Source organism: Halorarum sp. SLYT50 (genome assembly GCF_059821265.1).
On record NZ_JCAMRW010000002.1, the window covers coordinates 31,879 to 48,152 of the forward strand.

The window sequence follows — 16,274 nt, forward strand, 5'->3', positions numbered from 1 at the left end:
ACGTTGGTTAGCTTTCCTTCCAATCCCCCATCGCGTACGGAGTTCGTTCTTCGGTCTTCTCCGCCTGTGTCGCACGAACAGTAAGGACCGGAACAGGAGATAGCCGGAGAACGCGTTCCGTGACGCTGCCGAGGACGTAACGTTCGATGCCGCGCCGGCCGTGGGTCCCCATGACCACGAGGTCGATCCCCTCGTCGTCGATGTACTTCAGGATCACTTCGAACGGCGTCCCCCGGTGAACTTCGCCGACAGCCGAGCCCACCCCCTCGTCCCGTGCGTGCTTTACGGCCTCCACAACCGACCGTTTGGCGTCGTCGCGAACCGCCGCGACCACCCGTTGTGTGTAGCCGTCGAGCGGCAGGATATTGTCGTCCACGACCGAAAGGACGTGGAGCGCCGACCCGTCGAATTTGGCTATCCCGATCGCCTCGTCAAGCGCTCGATCGGAGGCTGTACTGCCGTCGGTCGGGACGAGAATCGTATCGTACATGGTACTCTCACTCAGCGATGGAAGCCGATCCGGCCCCGAGTCGCTTAGCTGTTCGTGGTGATATCACCCGAACCGAACGTGACAGTTGTCCAATACTCCAATCAGTTGAATGGTGTCCACTCGAACGAGCGTTCATAAGGGGGTCAGTATGTTCAGAGACCGAGCCGATGCCGGCCGGCAATTAGCTGACCTCCTCGACGACTACGATGTCGGAGCGGAGGACGTGTTCTGTGTCGAGACACCGCCGTTGTTCCAAGCGGTCGGGCAGTTCTACGATCACTTCGAACAGGCCGCGAACGACTGGGCCAGACGCTACCTCCGGAACGAGAACGAGGACGAGCGAGAGACGCGATTCCTCCCCGTCTCGGACACGGATGGCCGTCCGCCCGTCTACCTCGCCTCACGATGGTTCTGGTTCCGGTCGTCGCCGCACGTCGTGTTACTGTACTTCGATACGCTTCGACCGCTGTCGTTTCCTGAGGCTGACCCGCAGGACGCCGTTGTTGTAGGAGGCCGAAACGCGGTCCTCGTCGACCGGGTCGGGGAGTCGAATCACCTGCCGCTTCTCTCCTCGGGAGCGCTCTCTCCGGAGGTACGTCACGTTCTCGTCGTCGCTCCCGTAGTCAACAGCGACCTGTAGTCTGTTCTTCCGGACGCTGACGTCGAGGTCCTGTTTTCGTACCCCGGGTACTTCGATATCGACGAGCAACTCGTCGTTCCGGTCCACGACGTCCACGGGAAACGTCTTCGACCGCTCCTTCGAACGGTTGACGAGGGACGACACTCGCTCACGGCGGGTTCGCTTTCGTGGTGACGTACTGCCTCCGAACGGGAAGACGCCGCAGACGGGCTTAAAACCCGATACCGTCGGACGGGTTCTCTTCTCACCCTTTGATGTTCGCCACCGGGCGCATCCGTGCGACCTTGGTCCCGATTCCGAGCGCGTCGCTCACGCGGATCACCTCGTCGATGTCCTTGTACGCGCCGGGGGCCTCCTCGGTCAGCGTCCCCCTCGACCGGGCCTTGACGTATATCCCCTGCTCGCGGAGTCCGGTTCGCAACTGGTCCGCCGCGTACTCCTGTTTCGCCTGCGTGCGGGACATCACTCGCCCCGCGCCGTGTGCGGTCGACCCGAAGCTCAGGTCGAGCGACCGGGGACCGCCGGCGAGGACGTACGAGTGGGTCCCCATGCTCCCGGGGAGGAGCACCGGTTGCCCGACGTCTCGATAGGCTTCAGGGACCTCGGGCCGACCGGCGGGGAACGCTCGTGTCGCCCCCTTTCGATGGACGAGTACCTCCGTCTCTCCCCCGTCGACCCTGTGGCGTTCCTTCTTCGCGATGTTGTGACACACGTCGTAGAGCAACTCGACCGTCGGGTCGTCGAACGTCTCGTCGAAGACTTCGCGGACCGCGTGCGTCATCGCCTGTCGGTTCGCCCACGCGAAGTTCGCCGCCGCGTTCATCGCCGCCCAGTAGTCGTCCGCGAGTTGCTCTCCGAGCGGAGCGTAGACGAGTTGCCGGTCGGGAAGCGAATCCGCGACCTCCGGGAACGCTCGCTCGAACTTCCGGATGTACTCGGTGCACGTCTGGTGGCCGAGCCCACGCGACCCCGAGTGGATCATCACGACGATTTGCTCTTCGTCGACACCGTACGCCGCCGCCGTCTCGTCGTCGTAGACGTCGGCCACGCGCTGGACTTCGAGGAAGTGGTTCCCCGACCCGAGCGAGCCGACCTGGTTCACGCCGCGCTTCATCGCCTCCGGCGGCACCTTCCCGGCGTCGCCGGGAAGGCGACCGTTCTCCTCGCAGTGTGCGAGGTCGACTTCGGTCGCGTAGCCGCGTTCGCGCATCCAGTCGAGACCCCGTTCGAGGATCGCCCGTACGTCGTCGAGGTCGGTGTCGACGTAGCCACCCTTCCCGAGACCCGTCGGGATCGACTCGTAGAGTCGGTCGACGAGGTCTCCCTCGAGGCCGGTTACCTCGTCGTAGTAGAGGTCGGTCCGCAACAGACGGACGCCGCAGTTGATGTCGAACCCGATCCCGCCGGGGCTGATCACGCCCTCGTCGAGGTCGACCGCCGCGACGCCGCCGATGGGAAACCCGTATCCCTGGTGGCCGTCGGGCAGGACGAGGGCGAATCTCTGAATACCGGGTAGCGTCGCGACGTTCCGTATCTGTGCGAGCGTCAAGTCGCCCGTGGTCCGCATCTCCTCGATTAGCGCCTCCGACCCGTAGACCCGCGCCGGAACGCGCATGTCACCGCTCTTCGGAATCTCGTAGATGTTCTCGGCGACTTCCGCGAGTGGACTCTGCGACGACATCTGCTCAGGAGCCGTCGTCCCACTCGGAGACGATTTCCGCGAGACGGTTCGAGAGTTCGCGTGTCTGTTCCTCCGAGAGGTCGACCAGCGCGACCCGTCTGTACTCGCTCGATTTCGATTCGGGTTGAACGCGATGATATCCGTCGAGTTCGACTGTGCGCTTGCCGCCCGCCGCTCGAACACGAACGTCGATGTCTTGGTATTCCATGGCTGGTAGTTACCGCTGTCCGCTCCGATTGCCTCTCAGTTCACACGTCCAGGACCGCCTCGATAGTCCAGTGGTCGTTCGACTCGACCCCATCTGACTGTCGGTCGGGCTTTGATGTCGAGTAACGACCGATCTGACGGGACGGGACCCGCGAGAACCCGCGCGGACAGTCGATACCTCCGTCTCTTCGATCTCCACACCGTCCGTACGGACGGCGACGACGTCCTCGAGGTCTTGAAACAGGATCGACTGGTTCGAGAAATCGTACAGGATCGCCTCTCTGTCCCGCGCTTCTCTCCCTGTCATTATCTCGTGTGTTCCGTTCGGTGACGCCGATTCACGTCCTCCGCCGACGAAGTGGGAGACGGACTCGACGACTGCCGCGAACGCCGCTTCGAGCGTCTCGCCGGTCGTCCGAAACTTCACGTCGGCCGGGTGATCGAGGATCTCGTAACTCATCGAATTCACCGTTCTCTGCCCCCTAGCACGAGACGTTCGCTCCCCGTCCCTATCTTCGTTACGGTGGCTCGTCCCGTTTCGAAGAGGAATCGCCGGAGGAGCCATTGTGGCGGGAGATGAATCCGGGTGCACGGTGTCGAAACGCCATCGTCGCTGTAACCTCCGCGGGAAGGGCTTCGAAACAGGTGACGAACTCGAAGACCACATCGAACGCCGGCGTCCGAAGACGGACGTCCAGTGATGGGTCGTCACCTTCGCTCGTGTCGGTCGCAATGCTGTACTCCTCTTCATCCCATACTCGCTCTGGGTGAGTTTCACAACCTATCTCGACGTAGAAGTCTGGCGACTGAACGACCAGTGGGCACCCGCGGAGGCGAGGTGGAGAATACCTGATTGGTCAGGAGCAACTATCTGTCCAGTCTTCTCCAGTCCTGGTTCATGAGACGGCCTGGCGGCACTACTTAGCGGGACTGATACCCCGTACCCGTGTTGGTGAGTGGAGTAGTTCCTGGTTGTGTCTGAGAGTATAAATCGTTCGGAGGTTTCGGAACGACCGGAGTTCCGAATGTTCAGACCGACCGTTGTTCGAACTCTCTCATCTTCTCAATCGACTCCAGTCCGTCGACCACTAGTACTACGTTGAGATGGCGGTCTTTCTGGCACTGTCTAGTTAAGTCAGATTGAGAAGCGAGTAGACCGTTAGGTCACTCGGTTCAGATGCTCACAGACCTGCTCACTGAATCGATTGTGGCGATTTCAAAGAATATGTGGAGCGTGAGCGAACGGCGACGCCCGCCCGTGCGTGGCCATTCGCCTCCCCGCGACTGGTGTTCACTCAGAGGTACAACAACGATTCTCGCTGAATCAGGCGCTCAACGCTCTCGTCAGGCATTCTTCCAATGGGGTGCATCGAATAGCTGATAGCGTTCCCGACCCGCCGACGTTCACGAGAGCGGAGTTCTCGGCAGCCAACCAGAACGCTTCGTGTTCTGGTGACGGCGCAACTGAGGCGAGCCGCGGTCGACGAGACCGCTGTCAATATCGACGGCGAGTGGTCTTGGCTGTACGCTGCAATAGACACCGAGACAACACTCACTCTCGACGCCCGATTGTTCGACCGTCACGAAACCGAGCCGGCAACAACGTTTCTCCACGGCGTCACCGAGAAACAGAAGTGTTCAGACACCGTGTGTCTCGTCGATACTGTGTCTACCGGACTGCTCTCTCTCGATTAGGTTGGCGGTCAGGTCGACTACAGCGAGCGAAACCTGATCGAAAAGTGGTTTCACACCTTCAAGATACGAATTGACCGTTTTCATAAGTTATGGGTGAGCAGTCGACTGAGCGTTCCCAATGTCTTGCGCTGTTCGTCCACTACTACAACGTGCACCGACCGCATCAAACGCTCGACGGGCGAACGCCATCTCGGGGGCTTAACTAGACAGTGCCGTCCGAAACACCGCGATAACGGTCGCGACCGCTCTCGTCTGCACGGGACGGTCGGGGGACCGCGGCGTGGTCCCCTCGAGCGCGGACGAACCGGACGCCACCTCGGGGGTGCTCCGAGCGCCCCTCCGAGGCCGAGACCGGAGACGCGACGGACTCGACCGCTCGGTCACCGTCTCAACCGACTCCTTATCGGGGGCGACGAGCCTCGACGTCGGGAAGGTCCGGGAATCCCGCGTGTGGCTCCCGCTGATACCAGTAGGCGACCGAGGCGACGTCGTCCGAGCGCTCGAACAACTCCCCTCGGTGTCCGATGTCCTGGACGGTGACCCGGAGGTCCTCCCGAAACCGGATCGGGTCCGGAACGTGCCAGCGGTAGAGGCCGTGTTTCGGAACGGCGTTCTGTCCCGCCTCGTCGTACTGGGGGTAACCGAGGTACGGCGTCGAGAACGTCTCGTTGTCGCCGAACGCCCACGCCCCGCCGACGTAGTCCTCCGTCCCGGTGCCGCAGATGGTGGGGTACTCGTCGTCGCCGTCGGTGTAGAACTTCACCTCCCCCTCCCCCCACCAGTTCGCCCCGAGGGCGGCCCACGACAGGTGGGTCCCGGCGTAGTGGCCGTCGCCTTCGACCCCGTCGACGATGGTGTGGTCCTCCCCCGGCGAAACCGGGTTCGACCGCCGCCACTGCGCGTGGAGGTACGGCGTCCCCTCGGCTATCTCGTCGACGATCGAGTAGTCGATCTGGTAGAAGAAGAACGGGCCGTCGACGTCGACGGTCGACTGGTTCTCGACGGTGACCGTCGCTCGCTCGCGGAACGGCATCGGGAGGTACGTGTTCATCCCCCCGTTCGACCCGACGGCGACGGGCTGTGAGTTGACGTCGCAGTAACGGCCGTGTCCGCAGCAGAAGAAGTCGCCGAGCGGTACCTCGACCGACGGCTCGTCCTCGCCGTCCCAGTACACCCGCAAGACGAGATCGCGGATCAGGTGGTTCCGGCCGTGGAGTTCGTTGGGGACGGTGAGCCAGACGTGTCTGATCACCCCCGGTCCGTCGACGTCGGCGATCGTCGCCGTCTCCCCCGCGTCGATCGGGATGTTCGGTCTCCCCTTCCGTCCCGGTCCGAGGTCGCTCGACGCCTGCCCACCGGCGCCGACCGCCCCGTCGGGGTTTTCGGCCGTGAGCGCCCGGCTCTCTTCGTCGCGCAGTTCGGTCAACCCGCCGAGACCCGTGCTGAGGTCCATACCGATGGGCGACACCACCGCTGCCCTTAGCAGTAGGGGTCGGATGCACCGGCCGGCGTCCTCCGGCGACGGCGGCACGTTCGGTCGCCGGCCGGGGACCGGTGACCGGCTGGCCGCGGACGCGACGACGCTCGGCGAGGCGTTCGCCGCGGCCGACTGGCGGGGGTCCGCACCGACCGGTACACGTACGCGCAGACGGATCCCTCGACGCTCCCGCACCTCCCGGACGGCGGCTGGCCCCTGGTCGACAACGACCTCGACCCGTACCAACTCGAAAACCGACTCTACGGCCCGGAGTACCTGTCGGTGCGGGCGGCGTGTGAACGGTTCGTCGAATCGTTCCGCGACCGGGGCGGCGACCAACGACCGGACAGGGGAGTGACCGCCCCTCCCGCCGCGGCTGTATCGGAGCGTCGACTCCGACTTCCCCCTCCACACAAACGCTAATGCGGATGCACGTGAACCGCCGTCGATGACCGAGCGACAACTGTTCAGTCACACCGAGTCGGACGACGCGACCGAAGCCAGCGTGCGGGTCGACCTCGACTCGCGCGGCGAGGGGCCCGTCGAGCCGATGCTGTTCGGCAAGTTCTGCGAACACCTCGGGAACAACATCTACCACGGGATGGACGCGCAGATCCTGTTCAACCCCGTACTCGGGGAGTGGCACTTCCGCGCCGGTGACCGGCGTCCGAGCGGCGGGTTCGTCAGCGAGAACGACCCCGAACGGATCCGAGCGGAGGTGGAGACGCACGGCCGACCGCTCGCGTACCCCGGTGAGACGGACCCGGACGCACTGGTCGACGCCTACGAGGACGCGTTCGCGTTCGGGTGGCAGCCGACGGACGGGGACGCGGTGACGGCCAGCCCGGACACCGGTCCGTCGGGTAACCGGGCACAGCGGCTCGAGGTCGACGCCGACGGCGAGGGAATCAGACAGGGGACGAAGCTGCCGCTCCACCGGACCAGCGGCTACGAGTTCAGAATCAGAGCCCGCGCGTCGACGGGGACGACGCTCGACCTCTCGGTCGGGGCCGCGGCGGATGGGGACGCCGAGCCACTGGCGTCGGCGTCGGTCGCCGTCGGTCCGGAGTGGTCGACGGCCGAGGCGACCGTCTCGCTCCCCGAAAACGTCGACGACGACGCGGTGTACGACGTGACCGTAACGGCCCCGGAGGCCGCGAACGTGGTCGTCGAGCGGGTCCTGCTCTACCCCGACGACCACGTCGACCACGCGGACCCCGACGTGGTCGAGTTCCTCCGCGACTCGAACCTCCCGCTGTTGCGCTGGCCGGGCGGGAACTTCGTCTCCGGGTACGACTGGCGCGACGGCGTCGGCCCGGTCGACGACCGACCGACCCGGACCAACCCCGCGTGGAGCGGGCTGGAGTACAACCTGTTCGGGACGACCGAGTTCGTCGACTTCTGTGAGAACGTCGGCTGCGAGCCGTCCATCTGCGTCAACGCTGGCGACGGGACCCCCGAGGAGGCGGCGGCGTGGGTCGAGTACTGCAACGGCGACCCCGACGAGACCGAGATGGGTGCGCTCCGGGCCGAACACGGGTACGAGGAACCGTTCGACATCACCTACTGGGAGGTCGGAAACGAGCTGTACGGGCGGTGGCAGGTCCACTGGACGACGCCGGCGGGCAACGCCGACCGCTACGAACGGTTCCGCGAGGCGATGCTCGACGCCGACCCCGACATCCAGGTGACCGCGTGCGGGTTAGAGACGAACAGCGACGGCCACTGGAACGACGTCCTCCTCGAGGAGTGCGGCGAGGACGTCCGGGCCATCTCCGAACACATCCTCGGCGGCGGGCAGGTGGACGCGGAGACCGACGCGGACGAACTGTTCCACGCGTTCATGGGCTTCCCCGCCCAACTCCGCCGCGAGTTCGGCGACCTGCGGGGGCGGATGGAGGACGCCGGCGTCTCGGACCCGAAACTCGACGTGACCGAACTCCAGTTGTTCGCGAGCTTCCAGTCCGGCGCCGAGGGGGCCGGACGGGAGGGACGGCACGCCACCGACGAGGCGGACGGCGACGACGCGCGGCTCACCCCGGAGACGATGCCGACGCCGACGACGATCAGCGAGGCGCTCTACGACGCGGTCGTCCGCCACGAGTTCATCCGGATGGGTGGGTTCGTCGAGATGCTCACCCACTCCGCGACGGTGAACCACGGCGGCGGGCTCTGGAAGGAGGGCGAGCGGGTCTGGGCGAACCCGTGCCACTACGGGCGGTCGATGGGGTCCGAGCTCGCCGGCAAGACGCCGGTCGGCGTCGAGGCGACCTGCGGGACTATCGAAACCGAGACGGCGTTCCGCGAGATCGAACCGGTCGAGGGCGTCCCGGCGCTCGACGCGGTGGCGGCCGTCGACGAGGCGTCGTCGGAGCTCACGCTGGTGGTCGTCAACCGGCGGAGCGGCGGTGAGACGGTCGAACTCGCGGTCGACACGGCCGGATTCGACGCCGGCGACCGGGCCGAAGTCGCGACCCTCTCCGGCGAGACGATGTACGACGAGAACACCCGCGAGCACCCCGAGCGCGTCGTCCCAGAGGAGACGGTCGTGGAGGTCGCAGACGGCGGCGTGGCGCTCGACCTGGAACCCTACTCGATGGTGCGGCTCACGGTTCCCGCCGGCGAGTAAGCCCGCGGACCCCGGTCGCCGCCCGCCGGTCTCGACCCGACCAGCGGCGAGAACGGCTCGCCGGCGGCGAACCTATTCGCCATCGACGAACTAGACGGATTACAGGGGTATCCTTGTAACCCCGACGGCGCGTATCCGCCGAGATCGTCCACATTAGCGGGTCTCGAACGTACTCTGCATGTTCGTACAGGAGAAATCGTGAGCGCTCTGTCTCTCAGACGAGTGCAGCCACACCTCGTCGTTCGATACCACACACCAGAGGTTTATACGCGCGGTGCCCGAAACGCGTGACCGTGCTCTCGAACGGAGACGCTGAGGCGTCGGAGGTGACGTGACGTGAGCGACCGGCCCAACGTGCTGTGGGTCTGCGCGGACCAGCTCCGAGCCGACGCGCTCGGCTGTTACGGCAACGGGTTCGTCGACACTCCCAACGTCGACCGACTCGCCGCCGAGGGCGTCCGGTTCACCGACGCGTACGCGCAGAGCCCCGTGTGCGCACCGAGCCGAGCCAGCTTCCTCACCGGCCGGTACCCCAGGACGACCGGCGTTCGGGGAAACGGCCACCCGATACGACCGACCGAGACGCCGGTCACGAAACTCCTCGCCGACGACGGCTACGTCTGCGGGCTCTCGGGGAAGCTCCACACCGCGCCGGCGCACCCGAACCGCGACGCCGGTCCGACCACGGAACGACGGATCGACGACGGCTACTCGGAGTTCCACTGGTCGCACGACCCGCGACGGGACTGGATGACGAACGAGTACCAGCACTGGCTCAGGGAGCGTGGCGTCGACTACGACCCGACGCCCCACCCCCAGTCCGAGTATATCGAACGCGGGATGGCCCCGGAGCACCACCAGACCACCTGGTGTGCACAGACGGCGATCGACTTCGTCGAGGACGCCGCCGCGTTCGATGCGCCGTGGCTCTACTCGGTGAACTTCTTCGACCCTCACCACTCGTTCCGGGTTCCCGGCGGGTCCCTCGACCGCTACCGCGACCGACTCGACGAGATTCCACTGCCGGAGTACGAGGACGGGGAGTTGGCGGACAAACCCGATACCCAGCGTCGGTGCCACGAGGGCGCGTACAACGACCCCGGCCTCTTCCCGTACGTCGACATGGACGCCGAGGACCACCGGCTGATCCGAGCGGCGTACTGGGCGATGGTCGACCTCATCGACGAACAGGTCGGCCGACTGCTCGACGCGCTCGAACGAACCGACCAACGCGACGACACGCTCGTGATATTCATGTCGGACCACGGCGAGATGCTCGGCGACCACGGCATCTACCTCAAGGGGCCGTTCTGCTACGACGAACTCCTGCGCGTGCCGCTCGTCGTCTCCCAACCCGGGACCGTCCGCGAGGGCGAGACCGCGGAGGGTCTCGTCGAGTTGGTCGACCTCGCGCCGACGATACAGGAGGCAGCGGGGGAGGAACCGTACGTGGGAATGCAGGGGGAGTCGCGCTGGCCCTACCTCTCGGGCGCGGCAGGGGACGACGGCCGCGACGCCGTCTACGCCGAGTGTTACGACCTGGTCCAGTGGGAGCAGGACCCCCCGACCGCGGTGACGATGGTCCGGACCGACGACGCGAAGTGCGTCAGGTGGCACAACCGGGACGCGGGCGAACTCTACGACCTGGACGCCGACCCGGGGGAGACGGAGAACCGGTGGGACGACCCGGGGTACGCCGACGAGAAGCGCGAGCTGCTGGAACTGATGACCGACAGGATGGCCGGGACGGTCGACCCGCTCCCCGAACGCGAGGCCCCGTGGTGACGTCGGTCGCCGAGAACGCTCACCCTTCCCGGCGTTCGGGCGTGTCGTACCGGTACTTCCAGTTGTCGATGGGTTGCTGACCGCCGTCCATACGGAACTCGTGCCCGTTCACGTAGCCGGCCGCCGGCGAGCAGAGGAACGCGACGGCGTGCGCGACTTCCTCGGACCGGGCGAACCGTCCCAGCGGGTTCTGGTCGACGATCTGGTCGCGGGTGCGAGGGTCGAACCCGTCGGTCATCCGCGTGTCGACCCACCCCGGCGCGACCGCGTTGACCCGGACCCCGTCGCGGCCGAGTTCGAGCGCGAGCGTCTTGGCGAGTCCGAGCAGCCCGAACTTCGAGACGTCGTACTGGGGGGACATGCCGACGCCGTTCTTCGTGTGGATCGGGTGACGTTGACGACCCGGCCGTCCCCGCGTTCGACCATCCCGTCGACGGTGTGTTTACAGCAGTGGATCGCGCCGTAGAGGTTGACCGTGAGGTTCTTCTCCCAGACGGACGCGGCGGGCTTGTTCCTGAACCGGTCGCCCTCGCCGATCCCGGCGTTGTTCACGAGGACGTCGACCGTGCCCAGTTCGGCGGCCGCCCGTTCGACCATCGCCTCGACCTCGGCCTCGTCGCTCACGTCCGCGGCGACGGCGACTGCGTCCTGGCCGGCGTCGCGAACCGCTTCGGCGGTCTCCGACGCCGACTCCTCGTCGAGGTCGTTGGCGACGACGTCCGCCCCGTTGTCCCCCAGCAGCTTCGCGATCGCTTCGCCGTTGCCGCGGTCGGCACCCGTGACGAGTGCCGTGCGACCGTCGAGGTCGTACTCCATACACGTCGGGCCGAGCGCAGTCACGTAAGTCCTTTCGCCCGGCGAACGGGGGCGAGGACCGACCGCCACCCGCCCCACGGCGGGCGTATCGGGCTACCGCGCGTCGGACGCCCACTCCTCGGCCTCGTACTGACTTCGGACCCGCCACTCCCGGAGCCGGTCCAGCAGGTCCCGCTTGGCGTCGGCCGCCTCCGGGTCGTCCCACCGGTTCTCCGTCTCCCCCGGGTCGGCGTCCAGGTCGAACAGTTGGCCGTACTCCTCCCCGAGGAAGTGGACCAGCTTCCACCCCTCGCTCCGGACCATCGTCATGTACTCGGCCTCGCGCAGGACGGCGTCCCCCCGCTGTTCCGCGAACACGTACTCTCTACCGCTCCAGTCGGCGTCGCCGCGGAGCGCCGGAGCGAGCGACTCCGCCTGCATCCACTCTGGTACCTCCGCGTCGGCGACGTCGAGGACCGTCGGGCCGAGGTCCATCAGCGAGACCAGGTCGTCGAACCGGCACCCCCCCTCGAACCGGTCGGGCGCCCACACGATAGCGGGGACGCGAACCACCTCGTCGTACATCGTCCACTTCTGGATGTGGCCGTGGTCGCACAGTGCGTCGCCGTGGTCGGAGGTGAAGACGACCACCGCGTCGTCGAGATAGCCGTTCCGGTCGAGTGCGTCGAACACCACCCCGACCTGTTCGTCGATCATCGCCACGTTCGCGTAGTAGTACGCCCGCTGGCGGTGAGCCTGCTCCTCGGTCGGGTTCGACGCGTGGACGACCGAGTCGTGGTCGACCTCTTCGTTGTGTTCGCGGAGCGCTCGCAGCGGCGGCGGCTGGTCCTCCGGGTCGCCCCGGTCGGGGAGCGGCAGGTCCCTCCCCACGTACTCCGCCGCGTACTCGGGCGTCGGGTCGTACGGCGGGTGCGGGCCGGGGAATCCCACCTGGAGGAACAGCGGTCCATCCGGGCTCGGTTTGTCGTCGAGCCACCACTCCGCCGTGTCGCCGACGAACACGTCCGCGTGGGTGCCCTCCGGGCGTTCCCACTCGAACGCGCCCATCCGCTCCTCGTAGTCGTCGCGCTGGCGGTACAGTTCGCGCTGCTGTTTCGTGACCCCCCGCGCCTTGAGCGCCTTGTCCCACTCGTCGAAGTAGTAACGGTCCGACAGGTAGCGGTCCTTGTTCTCGACGACGTACCGCTCGTCGAACCCCATCGGCGTCTCGTACGGCTGGGTGTGCATCTTGCCCACGTTGACGCAGTAGTAGCCGGCGTCGGAGAGGTTCTCCACCCACGACCGCTCCCACGAGTCCCCGTTCCGGTGGATACCGGTCGTGTGCGGGTACAGCCCCGTGAACAGACTCGCACGCGAGGGCGCACACGACGCCGCGGGGGTGTGACAGTTCGTGAACGCCACCCCCTCGTCGACGAGACGGTCGAGGTTCGGCGTGTCCATGTACTCGTACCCTAGCGACCGGATGGTGTCGAACCGCTGCTGGTCGGTGATGACGAAGACGACGTTTGGCTGACCCGCGGGCATTGCGTTCCACCGTTCCTATGGCCGACGCACTAAATCAAACTACGGGTCGGGGGGCGACGTTCGACCCGACACGGACGGTCTCGTTCGACTAGGCGGTCCGTGTAGGTGCTCGGGGAGAGCCGACCGCCTCCCCGTGGGTTCCCCGGGAGTAGGGGCACCGGTCGGTTCTGAAGGGCTCGAATCACCCCTCGGAACGGTCGATGCCCGGTCTGACTCGGGCCGACGGGCGTGTCCGGGACCAGTCACAGCCTCTCGTGCGACGTCCGGTCGGGGTACTCGGTCACCGTCCGTTCCAGCGCGGCGACCTGTTCGTCCGAGCGTCCCAACTGCCGGTAGCGGTCGAGCAGTTCGGTCGGGTCGAGGTAGAGGTACGGTCCGTACGTCGCCATCGCCGCGAGCGGGTCGCGACCGCGGGTATCGGCCGGTCGCTGGCGCTGCCAGTCGGTCGAGACGGCGTCGGCGATCCACCCGTCGAGTCGGCGCCGGAGTCGGTCGACGACCTCGGGACGCTCGGCGACGAGGTTCTCCGTCAGATGGGGGTCCGCGTCGAGGTCGTGGAGCAGTTCGAGTCCGTCACCCGGGAGGTCCGGGTCGTTGAACATCCCCGGATAGACGAACGCGCCCGGGTTGAGCAGGCGGATGTACACCCAGTCGTCCTCGTAGACGGCACGGCCGAACGTGTAGATGCCGTGGCCGCTGACGAGGAACTCCCGACCGTCGAAGCCGTCGCCGGTGAGCGCCGGCGTGAACGGTTCGGCGTCCCACCCGTCGGGCACGTCGACGTCGAACAGGTCGCAGACGGTCGCCATCAGGTCGAACTGGTAGACGAACTCGTCGACGCTCCCTCCGCTCCCGTCGGTGACGCCCGGCCACGAGACGATAAGCGGGACGCGCTGGCAGGGCGGGTGTGGGAGTGCGTGCTCCGCGTAGATGCCGTGTTCGCCGAGGGCTTCCCCGTGGTCGCCGGTCACGACGACGGCGGTGTCCTCTCTCACCCCCGCCCGCTCGAGTCGCTCGAGGAGGACCGCTACCTCGTCGTCCACCTTCCGGACCGCGGCGTCGTAGCCGTCGATGAACCGTTCGGCGTCGGCGCGGTCCTCCACCCGTTCGGGCATCGGCCACTCCTCGTACTTGCGCTCGAACCACTCGCTGCCGTACTCGCTCGGGTTCGGCCACAGGTCCGCGGTCCGTGCGCCGGCCATCCCCTGCTGGTCGGCGATGGCGTCCTCGTCGGGGAACGGTGCGGCGTCGCCGGAGTCGCGTACCTCGTCGACGTACTCGTCGATGCCCAAGTAGGGGTGGTGGACGTCCCAGTAGTTGACGTGGAGCAACCAGTCGTCCTCGGTCGCGTGCGCGTCGAGCCACGTCGTCGCGGCCTCCGTGACGTCGGCCGCGTCCTCGACCGCCAGCAACCCCGTCTCGGCGGTCGGCTGGATCGACTCCTGAAACGCGCCGCTGAAGTGGTACGCCATGTGGCGCTCCGCGAAACTGCTCACCGACGCCGTGTAGACGTCGCTGTGCGCGAGGTGCTGGAAGCTCATGAGCCGGTCGTCGTCCAAGTCGTGCCCGGTTCCGGGGTTGTCGTACCACTGGCCGTCGCCGTAGTGTGTGACGACCCCCGACCTGATCCCGTGTCTGCACGTCGCGAGTGCGGTCCGCGACGGGAGGCACGGGGAGTCCGACACGTAACACCGCTCGAATCGGACGCTCTCGTTCGCGAGTCGGTCGATGGTCGGGGACGTGTCGCGGTCGTAGCCGTAACACCCCAGGTGGTCGGGCCGCAGCGAGTCGATGTCGACGACGAGGACTCTCATACAACCCAATCGGATCCAGTAGCCACTTAAAGCCCGCCGTCGCTAAAAACAGGGACGATACGCTTCCACTCCGTGGGACGTCGTTCCTCGGGGAGATACTTCACCCCCTTCGCGTCTACGGGTGGGACCGTTGTCGGGCGAGGAGATGACCGGTTCTTCGCCGGTCGGACCCCCCTCGGTCGCTGCGTCCGTCGTCGACCGCCGACGGTGAACGGGAGCCGAGCGTCCGGTTCCAGCGCGTTACACCGGGGCGAACCGCCCTCCGAACCCTCCACGGAAACCATTATGTCGTCACTCCGTGAGGGGGGGAAACGAACGATGAACAAGCGTCGCGAGACCAACGAACGTGGGAAGTACGTCATCCTCTACGAGTTCGCGGAGTCGACCGAGTCCGGGGACGCGGACCGGGAAACGGACGATCGAGCGGGTTCGGAGGAGGAAGGGGCGTAGTGTCGGAACTCCGGTGGGACCCGGTGCGTCGGGAGTGGGTCGTCACGGCGACCCACCGACAGGGGCGGACGTTCAAGCCGCCGGCCGACTACTGTCCGTTCTGTCCCACCGAGGGGGGGGCGGACCACCCGACGGCCGTCCCAGCGGAGACGTACGACATCGCCGTCGTCGAGAACGGCTTCCCGTCGCTCCAGCCGTCACCGCCGGAACCGGCAGTCGAAGGCGGAGGCTTGTTCGACTCGGCGGAGGCCGTCGGTGCCTGCGAGGTGGTTCTCTTCACCGAGGACCACGACGGCGTGATGTCGGAGGAGCCGACGAACCGGTTCCGAAATCTCGTCGCCGTCTGGCAGGACCGGTACCAGAGCCTCGGAGAGGTATCGGAACACGAGTATGTATTTATCTTCGAGAATAAGGGGGAAGAGATGGGGGTGACGCTCGAACATCCCCACGGCCAGATATACGCGTACCCCTTCGTCCCGCCGCTGATACGTCGAGAGTTGGATTCGAGTCGAAGACACCTCGACGAGACGGGACGGTGCCTCTTCTGTGATATCTGTGATGCAGAGCGCGCCGACGGGCGTCGGATCGTCGTCGAGAACGACCGATTCGTCGCGTTCGTCCCGTACTACGCGCGGTACGCGTACGAACTGCACCTCTACCCGAAGGCCCACCGTCCCTCTCTCGAGAGTTTCGACGGAGCGGACCGCCGGGACCTCGGGTCGCTCATGAAACGCGTCCTCGTGGCGTACGACTCGCTCTTCGGGTTCGAGATGCCCTACGTGATGGGACAACACCAGAAACCGACCCGTGAGGGAGAGGAGGCGTACTCCCACTTCCACATCGAGTTCTACCCCCCGTACCGGACGTCGGACAAACTCAAATATCTCGCCGGGAGCGAACGCGGCGCCGGGACGTACATCAACAACGAACTCGCCGAAGACGCCGCGGCCGAACTCCGAGCGGAGGTTCCACCGGCGGATTCGATTTAGCAGGCCGTCCGTCATCGAGAGGGTACCGAGTTCTTCGCGGGTATCGCCCGGATGGTGCTCCGTCGCCTCTCACCGGA

Annotated in this window: 14 protein-coding genes and 2 pseudogenes; 6 read left to right on the plus strand and 10 right to left on the minus strand. The window is 66.2% G+C overall.

Annotation, left to right across the window (positions count from 1 at the left end; all coding sequences use genetic code 11):
• Positions 1-7: 7 nt before the first annotated feature.
• The 5 genes from AC6RUA_RS15820 to AC6RUA_RS15840 form a co-directional block, all read right to left on the minus strand.
• Positions 8-490: a universal stress protein gene (locus tag AC6RUA_RS15820; RefSeq protein WP_499815714.1), complete on the minus strand. Its 483-nt coding sequence runs from the start codon at positions 488-490 to the stop codon at positions 8-10.
• Between the two features lie 439 nt (positions 491-929).
• Complete coding sequence (locus tag AC6RUA_RS15825; protein WP_499815715.1) at positions 930-1,226, minus strand: Hsp20/alpha crystallin family protein; 297 nt, start codon at positions 1,224-1,226, stop codon at positions 930-932.
• Positions 1,227-1,374: 148 nt separating this feature from the next.
• The gene (locus AC6RUA_RS15830; RefSeq protein ID WP_499815716.1) at positions 1,375-2,811 is read right to left on the minus strand and encodes an RtcB family protein; all 1,437 of its coding nucleotides are present in this window, start codon (positions 2,809-2,811) and stop codon (positions 1,375-1,377) included.
• A 4-nt stretch (positions 2,812-2,815) separates the two neighbouring features.
• Positions 2,816-3,019: a hypothetical protein gene (locus AC6RUA_RS15835; protein ID WP_499815717.1), complete on the minus strand. Its 204-nt coding sequence runs from the start codon at positions 3,017-3,019 to the stop codon at positions 2,816-2,818.
• Positions 3,020-3,028: 9 nt separating this feature from the next.
• Entirely contained in the window at positions 3,029-3,478 is a 450-nt protein-coding gene (locus AC6RUA_RS15840) for an archease (RefSeq protein ID WP_499815718.1), read from the minus strand.
• Positions 3,479-3,737: 259 nt separating this feature from the next.
• Here AC6RUA_RS15840 and AC6RUA_RS15845 point away from each other — a divergent pair.
• Positions 3,738-3,920 (plus strand): annotated as a pseudogene (locus AC6RUA_RS15845) (tryptophan-rich sensory protein); the annotation flags it as partial.
• Between the two features lie 275 nt (positions 3,921-4,195).
• Positions 4,196-4,919, plus strand: a pseudogene (locus tag AC6RUA_RS15850) (IS6 family transposase).
• Positions 4,920-5,113: 194 nt separating this feature from the next.
• Here the strand turns inward: AC6RUA_RS15850 and AC6RUA_RS15855 are convergent.
• Positions 5,114-6,166, minus strand: a complete 1,053-nt coding sequence (locus tag AC6RUA_RS15855) for a glycoside hydrolase family 172 protein (RefSeq protein ID WP_499815719.1) — start codon at positions 6,164-6,166, stop codon at positions 5,114-5,116.
• A 472-nt stretch (positions 6,167-6,638) separates the two neighbouring features.
• On the opposite strand from AC6RUA_RS15855, the gene AC6RUA_RS15860 reads away from it, so the two are divergent.
• Both AC6RUA_RS15860 and AC6RUA_RS15865 read left to right on the plus strand, forming a co-directional pair.
• Positions 6,639-8,819: an alpha-L-arabinofuranosidase family protein gene (locus AC6RUA_RS15860; protein ID WP_499815720.1), complete on the plus strand. Its 2,181-nt coding sequence runs from the start codon at positions 6,639-6,641 to the stop codon at positions 8,817-8,819.
• Positions 8,820-9,155: 336 nt separating this feature from the next.
• Positions 9,156-10,604, plus strand: coding sequence for a sulfatase family protein (locus AC6RUA_RS15865; protein WP_499815721.1), 1,449 nt, complete (start codon positions 9,156-9,158; stop codon positions 10,602-10,604).
• Between the two features lie 19 nt (positions 10,605-10,623).
• Here AC6RUA_RS15865 and AC6RUA_RS15870 read toward each other — a convergent pair whose 3' ends face one another.
• The 4 genes from AC6RUA_RS15870 to AC6RUA_RS15885 form a co-directional block, all read right to left on the minus strand.
• Complete coding sequence (locus tag AC6RUA_RS15870; RefSeq protein ID WP_499815882.1) at positions 10,624-10,932, minus strand: SDR family NAD(P)-dependent oxidoreductase; 309 nt, start codon at positions 10,930-10,932, stop codon at positions 10,624-10,626.
• The gene (locus AC6RUA_RS15875; protein WP_499815722.1) at positions 10,839-11,420 is read right to left on the minus strand and encodes an SDR family NAD(P)-dependent oxidoreductase; all 582 of its coding nucleotides are present in this window, start codon (positions 11,418-11,420) and stop codon (positions 10,839-10,841) included. Before AC6RUA_RS15875 ends, AC6RUA_RS15870 begins: the two co-directional genes overlap by 94 nt.
• 93 nt (positions 11,421-11,513) lie before the next feature.
• Positions 11,514-12,944, minus strand: coding sequence for a sulfatase family protein (locus AC6RUA_RS15880; protein WP_499815723.1), 1,431 nt, complete (start codon positions 12,942-12,944; stop codon positions 11,514-11,516).
• Between the two features lie 242 nt (positions 12,945-13,186).
• Entirely contained in the window at positions 13,187-14,758 is a 1,572-nt protein-coding gene (locus tag AC6RUA_RS15885; RefSeq protein WP_499815724.1) for a sulfatase family protein, read from the minus strand.
• A 318-nt stretch (positions 14,759-15,076) separates the two neighbouring features.
• Between AC6RUA_RS15885 and AC6RUA_RS15890 the strand changes: the two genes are divergently transcribed.
• Together AC6RUA_RS15890 and galT are read left to right on the plus strand one after the other, a co-directional pair.
• Positions 15,077-15,208, plus strand: coding sequence for a hypothetical protein (locus tag AC6RUA_RS15890; protein ID WP_499815725.1), 132 nt, complete (start codon positions 15,077-15,079; stop codon positions 15,206-15,208).
• Entirely contained in the window at positions 15,208-16,197 is a 990-nt protein-coding gene (galT, locus tag AC6RUA_RS15895; protein ID WP_499815726.1) for a galactose-1-phosphate uridylyltransferase, read from the plus strand. Before AC6RUA_RS15890 ends, galT begins: the two co-directional genes overlap by 1 nt.
• The last annotated feature ends 77 nt before the right edge of the window (positions 16,198-16,274 follow it).